Source organism: Centipeda sp. (in: firmicutes) (assembly GCF_057271695.1).
The window spans coordinates 1-15,111 of sequence record NZ_DBHIVL010000002.1; the positions used below are offsets into that span (position 1 = coordinate 1).

The 15,111-nt window shown below is 56.0% G+C and carries 15 protein-coding genes; all 15 read left to right on the forward strand.

The genetic code is table 11. From position 1 onward, the window contains the following. Positions 1 to 121: 121 nt before the first annotated feature. On the forward strand, positions 122 to 1,036 hold the full coding sequence (locus ACO6BQ_RS00515) for a DUF2156 domain-containing protein (RefSeq protein WP_489118618.1): 915 nt from the start codon (positions 122 to 124) through the stop codon (positions 1,034 to 1,036). A 317-nt stretch (positions 1,037 to 1,353) separates the two neighbouring features. After that, the gene (locus ACO6BQ_RS00520; protein ID WP_489118620.1) at positions 1,354 to 3,021 is read left to right on the forward strand and encodes a 2-isopropylmalate synthase; all 1,668 of its coding nucleotides are present in this window, start codon (positions 1,354 to 1,356) and stop codon (positions 3,019 to 3,021) included. 2 nt (positions 3,022 to 3,023) lie between these two features. Then, complete coding sequence (uvrC, locus tag ACO6BQ_RS00525) at positions 3,024 to 4,853, forward strand: excinuclease ABC subunit UvrC (protein WP_489118622.1); 1,830 nt, start codon at positions 3,024 to 3,026, stop codon at positions 4,851 to 4,853. 117 nt (positions 4,854 to 4,970) lie between these two features. Then, positions 4,971 to 5,984: an extracellular solute-binding protein gene (locus ACO6BQ_RS00530; RefSeq protein ID WP_489118624.1), complete on the forward strand. Its 1,014-nt coding sequence runs from the start codon at positions 4,971 to 4,973 to the stop codon at positions 5,982 to 5,984. Positions 5,985 to 6,224: 240 nt separating this feature from the next. After that, a complete protein-coding gene (locus ACO6BQ_RS00535; protein WP_489118626.1) occupies positions 6,225 to 7,919 on the forward strand; it encodes a sensor histidine kinase in 1,695 nt (564 codons plus the stop codon). Then, a complete protein-coding gene (locus ACO6BQ_RS00540) occupies positions 7,912 to 8,697 on the forward strand; it encodes a response regulator transcription factor (RefSeq protein WP_489118628.1) in 786 nt (261 codons plus the stop codon). The genes ACO6BQ_RS00535 and ACO6BQ_RS00540 overlap by 8 nt, the downstream gene beginning before the upstream one ends. A gap of 120 nt (positions 8,698 to 8,817) precedes the next feature. Next, positions 8,818 to 8,979, forward strand: coding sequence for a rubredoxin (locus ACO6BQ_RS00545; protein ID WP_489118629.1), 162 nt, complete (start codon positions 8,818 to 8,820; stop codon positions 8,977 to 8,979). Positions 8,980 to 9,118: 139 nt separating this feature from the next. Beyond that, positions 9,119 to 10,591, forward strand: coding sequence for a sodium/proline symporter PutP (gene putP / locus ACO6BQ_RS00550; RefSeq protein WP_489118631.1), 1,473 nt, complete (start codon positions 9,119 to 9,121; stop codon positions 10,589 to 10,591). A gap of 61 nt (positions 10,592 to 10,652) precedes the next feature. Next, the gene (locus tag ACO6BQ_RS00555; protein ID WP_489118633.1) at positions 10,653 to 11,018 is read left to right on the forward strand and encodes a VOC family protein; all 366 of its coding nucleotides are present in this window, start codon (positions 10,653 to 10,655) and stop codon (positions 11,016 to 11,018) included. A 67-nt stretch (positions 11,019 to 11,085) separates the two neighbouring features. Next, a complete protein-coding gene (locus ACO6BQ_RS00560) occupies positions 11,086 to 11,949 on the forward strand; it encodes a response regulator (RefSeq protein WP_489118635.1) in 864 nt (287 codons plus the stop codon). A 3-nt stretch (positions 11,950 to 11,952) separates the two neighbouring features. Continuing rightward, the gene (locus tag ACO6BQ_RS00565) at positions 11,953 to 12,417 is read left to right on the forward strand and encodes a chemotaxis protein CheX (protein ID WP_314664855.1); all 465 of its coding nucleotides are present in this window, start codon (positions 11,953 to 11,955) and stop codon (positions 12,415 to 12,417) included. 15 nt (positions 12,418 to 12,432) lie between these two features. Next, a complete protein-coding gene (locus ACO6BQ_RS00570) occupies positions 12,433 to 12,582 on the forward strand; it encodes a secretion protein HlyD (protein WP_489118638.1) in 150 nt (49 codons plus the stop codon). A 38-nt stretch (positions 12,583 to 12,620) separates the two neighbouring features. Then, positions 12,621 to 13,052, forward strand: a complete 432-nt coding sequence (locus ACO6BQ_RS00575; RefSeq protein ID WP_006693485.1) for a YwiB family protein — start codon at positions 12,621 to 12,623, stop codon at positions 13,050 to 13,052. Positions 13,053 to 13,068: 16 nt separating this feature from the next. Continuing rightward, on the forward strand, positions 13,069 to 14,727 hold the full coding sequence (argS, locus tag ACO6BQ_RS00580) for an arginine--tRNA ligase (RefSeq protein ID WP_489118640.1): 1,659 nt from the start codon (positions 13,069 to 13,071) through the stop codon (positions 14,725 to 14,727). Between the two features lie 50 nt (positions 14,728 to 14,777). After that, a complete protein-coding gene (rpoE, locus tag ACO6BQ_RS00585; RefSeq protein ID WP_489118642.1) occupies positions 14,778 to 15,107 on the forward strand; it encodes a DNA-directed RNA polymerase subunit delta in 330 nt (109 codons plus the stop codon). Positions 15,108 to 15,111: the final 4 nt, after the last annotated feature.

A 15,111-nucleotide genomic window follows, 5' to 3' on the forward strand; every position in this document is an offset into this window, starting at 1 on the left:
GGACGAAAAAATCTACGCCAATCTGACGGACTTCATTTTATCAGCGATTCCTTAAGCAGGGCTTGACGGCTTTGTTATAATGAAACCGTTAGGAGAACTTTTTAGGAAACCCAAAGGGAAGGTGAGACTTATCGAATTTCATGCCTTAACAAAGGAAGACAAGCCCCTGCTTGATCGCTATTTCCGTGCGAATTACTATGAGAATTCGCATTTTAACTTTACAAACCTCTATATGTGGCGCGAGCCGTTCCACGTCCACGTCGCGGAGGAAGATAACGTCCTCTATGTGGTGAGCGAGTGGAAGGCACGTGTGTCGGCGCTGCAGCCGTTCTGTGATCCCGCACTTTACCCCGCAGCGACAAAGAAGCTGCTCGCGTACTTCGAGGACATCGAGCAGCCCTTTCACGTCTACGATATGGAGCGCGGCTATGCGGATTTTCTGCGTGACTGCACCTGCGCGAACTTCGAGGTGGTTGCCGACCGCGATAACTTCGACTATGTGTATCTTTCGGAAAAACTCATCAGTCTCGCGGGACGCAAGCTGCATTCGAAGAAGAATCATCTGAATGCGTTCCGCAAGGAGCACCCTGACGCAGAGTTCGTGCCGATTACGGATGAAGTTGTAACGCTGTGCAAACTCGAGCTGAACAGCTGGTACAAGCAGCACAAGCAGGAGGATGGAACGGTCGATCCGTTCATCGGCTATGAGCGTACGGCGATCCTTGAGGTGCTGAACAATTTTGAGGACTTCGGGCTAAAGGGCGGCGCAATCCTCCTCGGGGGACGTGTCATTGCCTTTACGTTCGGGGAGCAGCTGAACACGGATACGGCGGTGATTCACGTCGAGAAAGCAGATCCTGAGCTGCGCGGCGCATATCCCGCGATCAATCAGGGATTCGTGGAGCATGCATGGAGCCATCTGACCTACATCAACCGCGAGGAGGATATGGGGATCGAGGGGCTGCGCAAGGCGAAGGAGTCCTACAAGCCCGAGAAGTTGATTGAGAAATTTAATGCGACGCTGTGTCTCGGGTGATGTCCCACGCGAACGCTTAGTTACGCAAGTGATCGCGTGCTCGTTCGCCTAAATACCGGCGTACTTCTTAAACGCGCTGCGCTTGAACGAAAGAAGTACGCCGGGGGCGAGTCGCACGCTTTACTCCCTTGCTCCACTAGGGTTCGCTTTGGGACATCACTCCATGCTCGTTGGCAGCCAAATATTTGCAAACTGCCCGTGAATATGGTAAGATAGCACAACGCTAGGATAACGTAGGCTCGTCCTTCGCCCCACATGCGCGGCGAAGGACATTCTTGTTTTATAAAAGGTATTTTGACAATGCGGGGGGAACGATCATGAATCACACGAAGTACACCAAGGGTTACTATATGCCGCCCGAGATCCGTCTGGACTGGCTGCGCAAGGACGCACCCGACAAGGCACCGATCTGGTGCTCGGTCGATCTGCGCGACGGCAATCAGGCACTTATCATCCCGATGAGCTTGGACGAGAAGCTCGCGTTCTTCGATCTTCTCGTGCGCGTGGGGTTCAAGGAGATCGAGGTTGGCTTCCCTGCCGCGTCGGAGACGGAGTATGAATTCCTGCGCCGTCTCGTCGAGGACAATCTCATCCCCGATGATGTGACGGTGCAGGTGCTGACACAGGCGCGTGAGCACATCATTCGCAAGACCTTTGATGCACTGCGCGGCGTGAAGAATGCAATCGTGCACGTTTACAACCCCACGTCTGCGGCACAGCGCGAGCAGGTCTTTGCGCGCTCGAAGGAGGAGATCCTCCAGATCGCCGTGGACGGTGCGAAGCGCCTCAAACAGCTGACCGATGAGGCGGGTGCAAACTACCGCTTCGAGTACTCGCCCGAGAGCTTCACGGGCACAGAGCCGGAGTATGCGCTTGAGGTCTGCAACGCAGTGCTCGACGTGTGGCAGCCGACCCCCGACCGCAAGGCGATCATCAATCTTCCCTCGACGGTACAGATGTCGATGCCGCACGTCTATGGCATGCAGATTGCCTATGTCAGCGAGCGCCTGAAATACCGCGACGGCGTCGTTCTCTCGCTCCACCCGCACAACGATCGCGGCTGCGGCGTAGCGGATGCGGAGATGGGGCTGCTCGCAGGTGCGGATCGCGTCGAGGGAACGCTGTTCGGCAATGGGGAGCGCACGGGCAATGTCGACATCATCACGGTCGCGATGAATATGTTCGCACTCGGTGTCGATCCGCATCTCGACTTCTCCAATCTGCCGCATCTCGTCGAGGTCTACGAACAGGTGACACGCATGCAGGTCAACCCGCGTCAGCCGTATTCGGGTTCGCTTGTCTTTGCCGCATTCTCCGGCTCGCATCAGGATGCGATCGCCAAGGGGATGAAGCACTGGGAGGAGAACAAGCCGAAGCACTGGTCGCTGCCATACCTCTACATCGACCCGAAGGATATCGGACGCACCTACGATGGCGATGTCATCCGCATCAACAGCCAGTCGGGACGGGGCGGAGTTGGCTACATCATGGAACAGCAGTATGGCATCAGCATGCCGAAGAAGATGCGCGAGGATCTCAGCTACCGCGTGAAGGCCGTGTCCGACAGCGGGCACAAAGAACTCCTGCCGGACGAGATCTACAAGGTGTTCATGGACACCTATGTCAATGTCATTTTCCCGTTCGAGCTTTCGGACTTCCATCTGAAAAAGCAGCCGGACGGCTCGCGCATGGGCGATGTGCACCTCAAGGTGGACGGCGAGGACCGCACCTATGAGGCGCGTGGAAACGGCCGTCTTGACGCGATCTCGAATGCACTGCAGGCGAATCTCGGTCTCCACTACACGAATCTGACTTACAGCGAGCACGCGCTTGAGATCGGACAGACCTCGCGCGCCATCTCCTACATCAGCATCACGGGGGAGGATGGCAATGTCTACTGGGGTGCGGGACTGGATACGGATATCATCACCTCGTCCATCCTTGCCCTGTTCAGTGCGATCAACCGCATGAAGGCGGGACACTGAGCGTGACAGATCTCGTTGCTGAAAAACTGAAACTGCTGCCCGATTCGCCGGGGGTCTACCTCATGAAGGACGCACGTGGGAAGATTATCTATGTAGGTAAGGCAATCGTCCTCAAGAACCGCGTGCGGCAGTATTTTCAGAGCAGCCGAAATCAAGCCCCGAAGGTGCGGGCAATGGTCTCGCACGTCGCCGACTTCGAGACGATCATGACTGCGAACGAAGTCGAATCCTTGATTTTGGAAGCAAACCTGATCAAAAAACATCGTCCGCGCTACAATATCAGGCTCAAGGACGATAAGAGTTACCCCTATGTAAAGGTGACGGTGCAGGAGGAATATCCGCGCGTCTTCATCACGCGGCGTGTCGTGCGTGATGGAGCGCGCTACTTCGGCCCCTATACGAATGTGACGGCGCTGCGGGACAGTTTGAAGCTCCTGAAGCGCCTTTTTCCTCTGCGTACGTGTCGGACGATGCCCGACCGCACCTGTCTTGAATTCCACATCAAGCGATGCCTTGCGCCCTGCGTGGGCAAGGTGACGGAGGAGGACTACCGTGCGATGATCCGCGCCGTCCTCCTCTTTCTGGAGGGGCGGACGGACGATGTGGAGCGTGAGCTGGAACACCGTATGACGCTTGCGGCGGAAGCCTATCATTTCGAGACGGCGGCTCGCCTGCGCGATCAGCTCGCTGCGGTGCGCAAGGCGGCGGAGCGGCAGAACATCGTGACGGGTGCGGGCGATCAGGATGCGATTGGCATGGCACGCTCGGCAGCGGGGGTTTGTGTGCAGATCTTCTTCATCCGCGGCGGCAAGATGATCGGGCGTGAGCACTTCCTCCTGCGCGGGAGCGAGGAGGAGGGCGACGCCGATATCCTGCGCGCATTCCTCGAGCAGTACTACAATCAGGCAACCTTTGTGCCGCGTGAGGTTCTGCTCCCGTGTGCGATTGATGCGGCGGGGCAGGAGATCATCGAACGCTGGCTTGCGGAGAAGAAGGGTGGGGGAAAGGTCGCTCTCCTCACACCGCAGCGCGGGACGAAGCGCGATATTGTCGTGATGGCGACGGGGAATGCAGAGAAATTCCTCGCGGACGAGGAGACGCGCCGCAGTCTTGCCGATGAGCAGACGATCGGCGCGGTCGCGGAGCTCGGGCGCTATCTCGGGCTCAAGAAGCCGCCGCATCGCATGGAGTGCTTCGATATCTCGCACAATCAGGGACAGGAGACTGTTGCCTCGATGGTTGTCTTCGAGGGCGGTATGCCGAAGAAGTCAGATTACCGTCGCTTCAAGATCAAGAGTGCGGAGGGCAAGCCTGACGACTTCCTCTCCATGCGCGAGGTGACAACGCGGCGGTATGTGGGGCTTCCCGAAGAGGAACTGCCCGATCTCATCATTATCGACGGCGGGAAGGGACAGCTCTCCTCCGCACTTGAGATCATCCGTAACGAGGCGGGACACAAAAATGTTCCTGTCGTCGGCCTTGCCAAGCAGTTTGAGCTGGTGTTTACGGAGGGAAACTCCGAGCCGGTCGAGCTGCCGCGCCGCAGCCCGTCCCTCTATCTGATCCAGCGCATCCGTGACGAAGCGCACCGCTTTGCAATCACGTTTCATCGCAAGCTGCGCGGCAAGCGCAACCTCGTTTCTGTATTGGATCATATTGTCGGTGTCGGTCCGAAGCGGCGGCAGGCACTCTGGACGCACTTCGGAACGCTGGACAAGATTAAGGCGGCTTCGGTCGACGAACTCGCCAGTGTCCCCGGAATGAATCGCCCTTCGGCGGAGGCGGTGGTTCATTTCTTTGAAGCACAGCGTGAATTGAGGGGAAAACAATAGAAGATAGGATTATCATACCAAATTGATGAATTGCCTAATTGCGGATTAGTTCTGATAATTCTATAATAACAAAAAAGATTTGAAATTGATGACATCTCGTTGAGGAGGTGTCGCACGATGATCATCTTTCAACGTATGCAGATGTGGGGTGCGGCGCTTCTCCTCGCCGTGGCACTTCTCCTTACGGCCTGCGCTGCAGAACCGCAGCCAGCTCGGTCGGACGGCAACATCGTTGTGGTATATAGCTGTAGCGCGGAGGACTGGACGGCGTCGCTTGCCAAGGAGTTTCAGGAAGAGACCGGCATACAGGTGCAGCTTGTCTGCGGGACTTCGGATGAACTCATGGCGCGTGTGCGTACAGAGCAGGAAAAACCGCGTGGCGATATCATCTGGGGCGGTACAGCGGATGCTTATGCTACACTCGCATCCTATCTCGAACCGTATGTGTCTCCCGAGAAGTCTGCAATTCAATCTGATTTTGTACGCAGGGACAATGCTTTCTACAACATGACGATGGATCCTTACGTCATCGCCTATAATACCGATCTGGTGAGTGAGGCGGATGCCCCGAAGGGGTGGCGGGATCTTCTCGCTCCGAGGTTTCACGGACGCATTGCACTTGCAGATCCTACTAAATCGACCCATGCCTACATTGTGCTTCTCACGATGATGGATGCGCTAGGCAATGACACTGCGGTCATTGGGCAGATGGCGGATCAGCTGAATGGACGCATCATTGGCAGTTCGGCGGAACAGATCAAGGCACTCTCAGATGGAGCGTGTGCGGTCACTGCGACGTTTGAAGAGCCGGTGCTCAAATACATCACAAGCGATGCGCATATGAAGATTGTCTATCCAGAGGAGGGGACGACTGTTTCCTCGACCGGTATTGCAATCATCAAAAATGCTCCGCACACAGACAATGCAAAAAAATTTCTTGATTTTGCGATGAGCCGTCAGGTTCATGAGCGTCTTGGCTCTTATGAATTTCGCTCAACCCGTGCCGATGTCTCGGCACCACCGAATCTTCGCCCATTGTCGGAGATTCATTACACTCGGTTTGATACGCAGCGCGCCGTCTCCTTTCGGGACGAGTTCCTAAGCAAATGGCGCGCAGCGGTTATCAAATAAATCCCCATTTCCCCCCCATCCCCCATTCCCATATTTTCCCCTTCCAAGACCGTCACTCTGTGTGGCGGTTTTTCCTTTGTCTGAACGTAAAAATATACATTATGATTTCTTTATAATTTCACTTGACAGAAATGGGATTTATCCGTATTCTTTCTTTATAATCTGAAGATTAGGGAATAGTGCTCTTTTCCTCGTTTTTTCTGTTGTGCACGTCACACCAGGAGAGGGGCTGTCTTTGTTATGGAGCGATATCGGATTAGTTATCAAAAGCGTCTGCTGACCTATTTGTTCTTTGGCGGACTGTTTCCTCTCCTGCTTGCCTCTGCGATGATTCTCTATGCTGCGGACAGTGTTTATGAGAATACGCAGGCAAAGAGCGGACGCGCGGAGGTGCAGCGCATCTCACGAGAGATTGACAACCTTGTCGGCAATTATGAGCGGCTGATGAGCCCTCTGCTCGCGCGTGCGGAGATACTCGCATTTCTGCGCGGTGCACGCGACGATGTGGAGCATATCTACGGTGATCTCTACGCGACTCTCGCGGGTCGTACGGGGGAGGCGACGATTTACCTCCTCTCTGCAGACGGCGCGCAGGTGATTGCGACGGACGATCTGCCACGTGACTACCGTCTGCCCGGCAATCTCTACTGGGGACTGTTTGGGCGTGCCATAAAGGAGCAGGGCTGGGCACTCGTATCGGCAGATCGCTATGAGGCAGATCGCAGGGAGACGGTTTTTTCGATGGTGCGTGCGATTCGGGAGGGGGATGAACTCCTCGGATTTGTCGTCATTGATGTGCGGCGTGAGGCTCTTGTACCACTCATTCAACGTGTGCAGGATGGCAACGAGGGGCAGATCATCCTGGCGGATCGCTATCACTATGTGATGATGGATATGCTTGACCATCACCGCGAGGGCTTTTCTGCGACTCTTTTGCCGCAGACGGACGCAGAGCCGATGGAGTCCGTGTTTCGCGACTATGCGTACGCTTCGTCCGATACGGGCTTTGTTGTGCACCTGCGACAGCGTCTGGACTCTGCGCCGCTGGATTACCTCTTTCGTCTTGTGCTGATGGTGGATGCGATTGCGCTTGGTGTGACGGCATATCTTGCCTATCGTCTGAGCCGTCGTCTCTGGCACCCTTTGCATACGCTTGCGACGGCGATGCGCCGCGTGCGCAGCTGCGATGATTTCTCCGTGCAGGTGGATGTCCGCCGCACCGACGAGATCGGTGAGCTCGCACTGACGTTCAACAGCCTGATCGAGCATATGCGAACGCTGCTTGCGGAGAACAGGGAGCGCGAGCGGACGCTGCGCGTGGCACAGGTGAAATCGCTGACGGAGATGATAAAACCGCATTTCATGTATAACACGCTGAATCTCATCAAATGGAGCGCGAAGCTCGGGGACAGTGAGGGGGCGGCTGATATTGCCGTCCAGCTCGGAAAATTGCTGCGCGCCTCGGTGAGTATGAAGGACTTTGTGACGGTGGCGGAGGAACTGAGCTTTCTCCGCACCTATCTGAAGATTCAGCAGCGGCGCTTTGAAGGGCGATTGAAGGTGTCGGTGCGTGTGGAGACGCGCGTTTATGGCTGCTATGTGCCGAAGCTGATTCTCCAGCCGCTCGTCGAGAATGCGATCCGGCATGGCATTGAGATGGCGGAGGGCGGCGGGCGTATCACAATCACGGGGATGCGGGAGAACGGCCATCTTGTCTTTCGCGTGAAGGACAACGGACAGGGAATGTCGCCGCAGCGGCAGAAGGAAGTGCTGGAGCGGCGCGACGATAATCATTTTGGCCTTTACAATGTGCATATGCGTGCAGTGCTGAACGGGGATGAGGACTGCGGAATTACGCTGCACTCCACAGAGGGGAAGGGAACGGAGGTAATATTGACGCTGAAGCGCATGGAGGAGGCTCCTCATTATGATTAAAGTGCTTATTATAGACGACGAACCCATGCAGCGGCAGGGCATTGTGCGCCTGACACCGTGGGAGGATTTTGGTGCGGAGGTAATTGGGGCGGCGGGCAGCGGGATGGAGGGGATTCTCCTCGCCCGTGAGCGACGTCCCGACGTGCTGATTGTGGACATCAAGATGCCGGGGCTTTCGGGGCTCGAGGTGATTGCACGTCTGCGTGAGGAGCTGGATGCGGAGTACATCATTCTCTCAGGATACAGCGAGTTTGAATATGCCCAGCAGGCGATCTCTCTCGGGGTATGTGCCTACCTCCTGAAGCCGCTCGACGATGAGGAGCTGGCTGCTGCCGTGCGTCTCGCGGCAGATCATATCGCAGCGCGGCGTCTGCACCTGCAATCACCTGACGCAGCGGATGCGGGCTGCGTCCATCTTGCTCTGCCCGCAGAGGAGCCGATCCGTGGCTATCTGCTCCATGCCGTGCGTCACATGGAGGAGCATATGGCCGAGCCGATTACCGTTCGTGAGGTCGCGGATGAGCTCGGTCTCAGTGTAAGCTATGTTCACAAGCTTTTTGCGCGCTGCGGAACCTCGTTCAGTGCATATCTGACGGACTGCCGTCTGCGCCGTGCGGGGCAGCTGCTGCGCGAGAGCGATGAGAAGATCTACGCGGTCGCCGCAGCGTGCGGCTATCAGGACACGCGTTATTTCAGCAAAATTTTTCAAAAACATATGGGGGTCAAGCCGACGGAGTATCGTCATAAAAATTTTTTCAAAACCCCTAGCCAAATTTAAAAAAATAGTGTAATATAATAATTGTTATTGGGTAGTAACTCTTTGTGAGTCAAATCTCCCGATACGTCTGTGTATTATTTATAATCAATACGGTGTATGATATTCAAAGGAGGGCTTCCCATGAAGACATGGGTTTGTTCGGTGTGCGGCTGGGTCTATGATGAGGCGGCAGGAGATGCCGACTACGATCTGGCAGCAGGTGTAGTATTCGAGGATCTGCCGGAGGATTTTGTCTGCCCGCTTTGCGGCGTGGACAAGTCTCTGTTCGAGCAGCAGGAGTAGTGCTGCGGTTTTGAAGAGCAACCCCGCCGATGCGGGGTTTTTTTATGCCCCAATACGAGAGTGTGTTGAAATGTCTTTGCTTTTCAGGAGAAAATCCCGTATAATAAGCGACATATTGTTTTTGTAAGGGGTCGTACATTTGGCAGAAAAAATTGAAATCAGTGTGATCTTCCTTGTCTATATGCTTGTGATGATGGGGATCGGTGTCTACTATTACCGGCGTACGCGCAATATGAGCGACTACTTCCTCGGCAACCGCAAACTCGGTGCGTGGGTCACGTCAATGAGTGCAGAGGCATCCGATATGTCGGGCTGGATGCTTATGGGGCTGCCGGGGTTTGCATACGTAGCAGGGCTGAATGCGGGCTGGATTGCCCTCGGGCTTGCGCTCGGGACGTGGGCGAACTGGCAGTTCATCGCGGCACGACTGCGCGTCTATACGGAGCTGGCAAACAACTCGCTGACGCTACCGGATTTCTTCGAGAATCGTTTTTTTGCGACATCGGGGGCACTGCGTATTGTGCCGGCGATCTTCATTCTGATCTTCTTTATTCTCTATACGTCCTCGGGCTTCGTGGCTGCAGGACGTCTCTTCGAGACGATCTTTGCCCTGCCATATTTGACGGCTCTATTTGCGGGGGCGGGCGTTGTTGTGTTCTACACGCTCGTCGGGGGCTTTCTCGCCGTCTCGCGCACGGACTTCATCCAGGGCGTGATGATGTTCTTTGCGATCCTCGTTGTGCCTGTGGGCGCGGCAATCATGCTTGGCGGCTTCAGCGCGACGGCGGATCTGATCTACGCGGAGCACGCCTCATTTTTCTCGCCGCTCACGAAGGTGGACGGCTCCACGCTCGGGCTCATCGAGTTTGTTTCGCTCATGGCGTGGGGCATCGGTTACTTCGGGCAGCCGCATATTCTCGTGCGCTTTATGGCGATCCGCCATGCCCAGGAGCTGCCGCAGGCGACGCGGATTGCAATGGCATGGGTGGTGATTTCTCTTTCTGCCGCAATTCTGGTCGGTATGGTCGGCGCGGTCTATCTGAAAACTCCACTTGAGGGAACGGCAGCAGAGACGGTTTTTCTCGCGATGGCGGGGGAGCTCTTCCCTCCGGTCATCGCCGGTCTGATTCTTGCGGCGGTGCTGGCGGCGATCATGAGTACAGCGTCGGCGCAGCTGCTTGTGGCGGCATCCGCGTTTGCGCAGGACATCTATCGGCGCAGCTTCCGTCCACACGCACAGCAGGTGGAGTTGGTCTGGGTGAGCCGTCTCTCGGTGCTTGCGATTGCAGCGGCGGCGATCTACCTCGGCATGAGCCCCGACAATTTTATCCTCGATATGGTGGCGTACGCATGGGCTGGGTTTGGTGCTGCATTCGGCCCGGCACTCCTCATGTGCCTGTTTTGGCGGCGTACAACGGAGCGCGGCGTGCTTGCAGGGATTGTGACGGGCGGTATGACGGTACTGATCTGGAAGCAGTTTGCACTGTTCGGGCTCTATGAGATTGTCCCCGGGTTCGTTCTTGGCCTTCTCGCGATTTACATTGTGAGCAAGCTGGACGCAGAGCCTTCGCATGAGGTGACGGAGCTCTTTGACCGCGTGAATCGCGCATAGTTTTACATTTGTTACTGCATTTGTATTTTTTCCGTAATACAATGTTTTTGGGGAGGAGAACATGGCATTTACATTTACGCATGTGAACTTTAACGTGCTTGATCTCACGCGCAGCATGGATTTCTATGCAAAGGCATTTGGCTTTCGCGAGAAGCGACGTCTTGCGGCGGAGGGATTCACGCTCGTCTATCTCTGGGACGGAGCAACGGATTTTGAGCTGGAACTGACCTATCTGCACGAGCGGACAGAGCCGTACAATCTCGGGGAAAAGGAGTTCCATCTCGCGCTCTATACGGACGATTATGCGGCGGCGCGGGAAAAACATGCAGAGATGGGGATTATCTGCTATGAGAACGCGGCGATGGGGATTTATTTCGTCGAGGATCCGGATGGATATTGGGTTGAAGTTTTGCCAAAAAACATGTGACGAAAGCCATTGTTTCGTGCTATAATAACGGATGGATAAAGTGATCCGTAAAAGAGGGTGAAGTTGTATGGGGAAATTACGGGTGCTGATCGTGGATGACTCCAAGATCAGCCGCGTGATGATTGCCGAGAATTTAAGGGATACGGATTTCGAGGTCTGCGGAATGGCGGCGGATGCGGTGGAGGCACTCCGTCTTTACGCAGAGCTGCACCCAGATCTCGTGACGATGGATATGAATCTGCCGGATGCGAATGGTCTGGAATGCAGTAGGCGGATTTTGACCATAGATTCCGATGCGAAGATCCTGATGATCAGTGCAATGAAGGATCTGAACCTCATCACGCAGGGAAAGGCGGTCGGGATTCGTGCGTTTCTGCAAAAGCCGGCGGCCAAGTCCGATCTGGTGGATACGCTCCATCTGATCTGTGAGTCGGCGGCAAGCCAGGAGTCGGTCTTTCGTGAGCTTTATGCCAAGCCGTTTGCACGCGGCCTCCAACAGGGCATTGCGGGGCTTCTCCGCATGGAGGGAGAGACCGAGATTGAGCCATATGAGCCGCGCTCGCTTGATGTGAGCGGTGTGGCGGTCATCATTGGCATCACGGGATTCACGACGGGACGTGCAATTCTCTACGTGGATGAGCCGATGATTAAGCTGTTTGCGATGCACATGCTCGGGCGTTCGTCTGTGGAAGAGCTCGATGACGATGAGGCTGTGGATGCCGTAGAGGAGGCCGCGAACATTCTGGCAGGGCGCGCCGTCTCGAAGATCAACAACGTACTTGAGGGAAAGGAACTGCGCTTGACGCCGCCGGGGACGATACGCGGCTCCCAGGTGCATATTGTCAGCCCCCGTATGACGACATTCTGTATCAGTATACATCTGCCAATCGGAATGGTGCGGATGAATGTGGGCTTTGCAGAGGGAGAGTAATCAATGGATGCAAAACTGATCAATCCTTTTGTGGATGCCTTCACAACGGTGATGCCGATGCTGGGGTTTCCGGAGCCGACACGAACGAAGCTCTACGCCGCTTCGACGCGGGTCAAGAGTCTCGGTGTGTCAATGCTGGTCGGATTTACAAAGCAGATCCGTGGGAATGTCGTCTACAATATGAGTGAAGATACGGCACGGTTTATTGCGTCTCAGATGATGATGGGGATGCCGGTCGAGACGTTCGACGAGATGGCGCAGAGCGCGATTTCGGAGCTCAGTAATATGCTGACGGCGCACACGGCGACGAACATCACGGGACTTGGTCTGGATGTGGATATTTCTACACCGTCGCTGACGGTCGGAAAGGACTTCGAGGTCAAGATCAGCGACGGGCAGTATCTCGTCGTGGAGATGAATCTGAGCGGTCAGCTGGTGGATTTGGCGATCGCTGTTGATCAGAATTAGGGAATCGCTGATAAAATGAAGTCCGTCGGATTGGTGCAGATTTTTTGTCCTGTCAAGGAGACAAACCGGACGCATAGCATAGACTATGTGGAGGATTCTAGGGCACAGACAGGGCGAAAAAGATGTGCTAAGACGGCGCGGCTGAATTTATCAGTGCTTCCCTAGGTTGTGCAGGACACACTTTTTATCGGAGGGAGTATTCGATGAAGGGTGCGGAGCAGGTGCGTGTCTTCTTGGACGGGAGACAGGTGGATGCTGCTGGCGAGGAGAGCCGCATTGCGCTGTCCGTTACCGGACGGCGTTTTTTGCGTGGAGAGAGCCGTTATGTGAGCTATGACGATAGTGAGCTCATCGAGGGGGCTGTCGTTCCCTCTGTGCTGCGGATCAGTGACGCAGGCATCATGCTCCAGCGGCGCGGTGTTGTACGCTATGCGCAGCATTTCGCCGCAGGGGAGGAACGCACGAGCAACTACCGTACGCCGTACGGCACATTCCTCATCAAGACGCTGACGCGCCGCCTCCGTCTCCGCGTGTTCCCGGATGGGCGCGAGGAGGCGTATATCTTCTATACGCTCTATGTGGACGGCGTGCGGCAGAGCGACAATACGTTGGAAATACGAATTGAGCCGATGTAAAGGAGAATCAATCAAGGTGGATATAAAACAGCAGATTGAACAGGCACTCATACGCGCCGTGGAAGCGGCTGCAGCGGAGGGCGTCCTGCCCGAGGGCGCGGCACTGCCGCCTGTTCTTCTGGAAGAGCCCCCGGAAAAGGAGCTGGGCGACTTTGCGACGAACTTTGCCATGCAGTCGGCACGTGTCTTTCGTCAGTCTCCGCAGAAGATTGCTGCGGTGATTCGGGATCGCCTTACGGGCGATTGGCTCGATCATGCGGAGGTCGCAGGTCCCGGCTTCCTCAATCTCTACCTTAAAAAGACGGTGCTCTCGGACACCCTGCGCACTGTGCTTGCGGCGGGGGAGGAATTCGGCACACTGCCGCCCAACGGCGCACCGCGCATTCAGGTGGAGTATGTCAGCGCGAATCCGACAGGGCCTCTGCACGTCGGGCATGGGCGCGGGGCAGCAGTCGGCTCGGCACTTGTGAAACTCCTGCGTACGGCTGGTTATACTGTGGACAGCGAGTACTATGTCAACGATGCGGGCAATCAGATGAATCTGCTTGCCGTGTCGGTGAATGCGCGCTATCTGGAACTGCTGGGAAAGCCCGTGGAGTTCCCCGAGAACGGCTACCACGGGGCAGACATTGTGGAGACGGCGCAGCGCATCATCGACCGTGACGGGGACAAGTATCTTTCCCTTCCTGAGGAGGAGCGTCTGAAGCTGTTTCAGGATGTCGCCTATCGTGAGAAGCTCGCGGCACTTGAGGAGGATCTTGCGGATTTCGGCGTGACGTTCGATCGCTGGTACAGCGAGCGAAGGCTGCATCCCGATGCTGTGCGGCGCGTTGTGGACGTACTCCTCGAACGCGGTACGGCATATGAGAAGGACGGGGCGGTCTGGCTGCGCTCGACGGACTACGGCGACGACAAGGATCGCGTCATTTTCCGCGACAACGGTGTTCCGACCTATCTCGCGGCGGACATTGCCTACCACGATGATAAATACAGGCGCGGCTACGGTCGCCTCATCAACATCTGGGGCGCAGATCACCACGGCTATGTCGCGCGCGTCAAGGCATCGATGGCGGCACTCGGACACGATCCCGAGGAACTGACGGTGCTGCTCCTGCAGATGGTGAGCCTCTATCGGGACGGTGCGCTCGTGAAGCTGAGCAAGCGCACGGGTGAGACGGTCACGCTGCGTGAGCTGATGGAGGAGGTTGGCGTCGATGCGGCGCGCTATTTCTTCCTTATGCGCTCACTGGACAGCCAGCTCGACTTCGATCTTGACCTTGCGACGAAGAAGTCGAACGAAAATCCCGTGTACTACATTCAGTACGCACACGCGCGCATTTCCAGCATCTTCCGCCAGGCGGACGAGGCGGGAATTTCTGTGCGGGACGGAGCGGAGCTGGAACTTCTGACGGACGAGACGGAGATTGCACTCATCAAGAAGATCGCTGCCTATCCCGAGGAGATTGCACGCGCGGCGGCAGAGTTCGCACCGCAGCGCATTGCGCGCTACAGTCACGAGCTGGCAGGTGCATTCCATTCCTTTTACAATAAGTGCCGCATTGTCGGACAGAAGCCGCCGCTCGCCTCGGCGCGTCTCGCCCTCGTGCTGGCAACGGGGCGCGTGATCCGTCACAGCCTCAGTGTACTCGGTGTTTCGGCACCGGAGAAGATGTAAGAATTCGCTGATCATCAGTGCTTCCGTAACTCTCTGAAAGGAGCGTATTCATGGATTTTGAACAAATGGCGGAAACGGACATTGCCCATCATATCCTCACGCAGAAAAAAACGCCGATGCACTACAAGGAGCTCATCACCGAGGTCATCGAGACGAAGCACAAGCCTGTGCAGTCGCTTGCAATGGCAATTTCCGAGATCTATACGATGATGAATATGGACAGTCGTTTTCACTATGAGGGCGAGAGCAAATGGGGGCTGACCGAGTGGGTTCCGCCCGAGGTCAAGCGCTCCTCATCCCGCTCGTCCGGAGGGACGGCAAAGACCGCCATCACGAAGGAGGCGACACGCAAGAAGAAGCTCGAGAGCATTCAAAACTAACGTG

Coding starts and splice junctions, on each gene's coding strand:
- ACO6BQ_RS00530 (WP_489118624.1), top strand. CDS start 4,971: ATGATCATCTTTCAACGTATGCAGATGTGGGGTGCGGCGCTTCTCCTC.
- ACO6BQ_RS00565 (WP_314664855.1), top strand. CDS start 11,953: ATGGATGCAAAACTGATCAATCCTTTTGTGGATGCCTTCACAACGGTG.
- rpoE (WP_489118642.1), top strand. CDS start 14,778: ATGGATTTTGAACAAATGGCGGAAACGGACATTGCCCATCATATCCTC.
- ACO6BQ_RS00545 (WP_489118629.1), top strand. CDS start 8,818: ATGAAGACATGGGTTTGTTCGGTGTGCGGCTGGGTCTATGATGAGGCG.
- ACO6BQ_RS00570 (WP_489118638.1), top strand. CDS start 12,433: ATGAAGTCCGTCGGATTGGTGCAGATTTTTTGTCCTGTCAAGGAGACA.
- ACO6BQ_RS00520 (WP_489118620.1), top strand. CDS start 1,354: ATGAATCACACGAAGTACACCAAGGGTTACTATATGCCGCCCGAGATC.
- ACO6BQ_RS00560 (WP_489118635.1), top strand. CDS start 11,086: ATGGGGAAATTACGGGTGCTGATCGTGGATGACTCCAAGATCAGCCGC.
- ACO6BQ_RS00535 (WP_489118626.1), top strand. CDS start 6,225: ATGGAGCGATATCGGATTAGTTATCAAAAGCGTCTGCTGACCTATTTG.
- ACO6BQ_RS00555 (WP_489118633.1), top strand. CDS start 10,653: ATGGCATTTACATTTACGCATGTGAACTTTAACGTGCTTGATCTCACG.
- ACO6BQ_RS00540 (WP_489118628.1), top strand. CDS start 7,912: ATGATTAAAGTGCTTATTATAGACGACGAACCCATGCAGCGGCAGGGC.
- ACO6BQ_RS00575 (WP_006693485.1), top strand. CDS start 12,621: ATGAAGGGTGCGGAGCAGGTGCGTGTCTTCTTGGACGGGAGACAGGTG.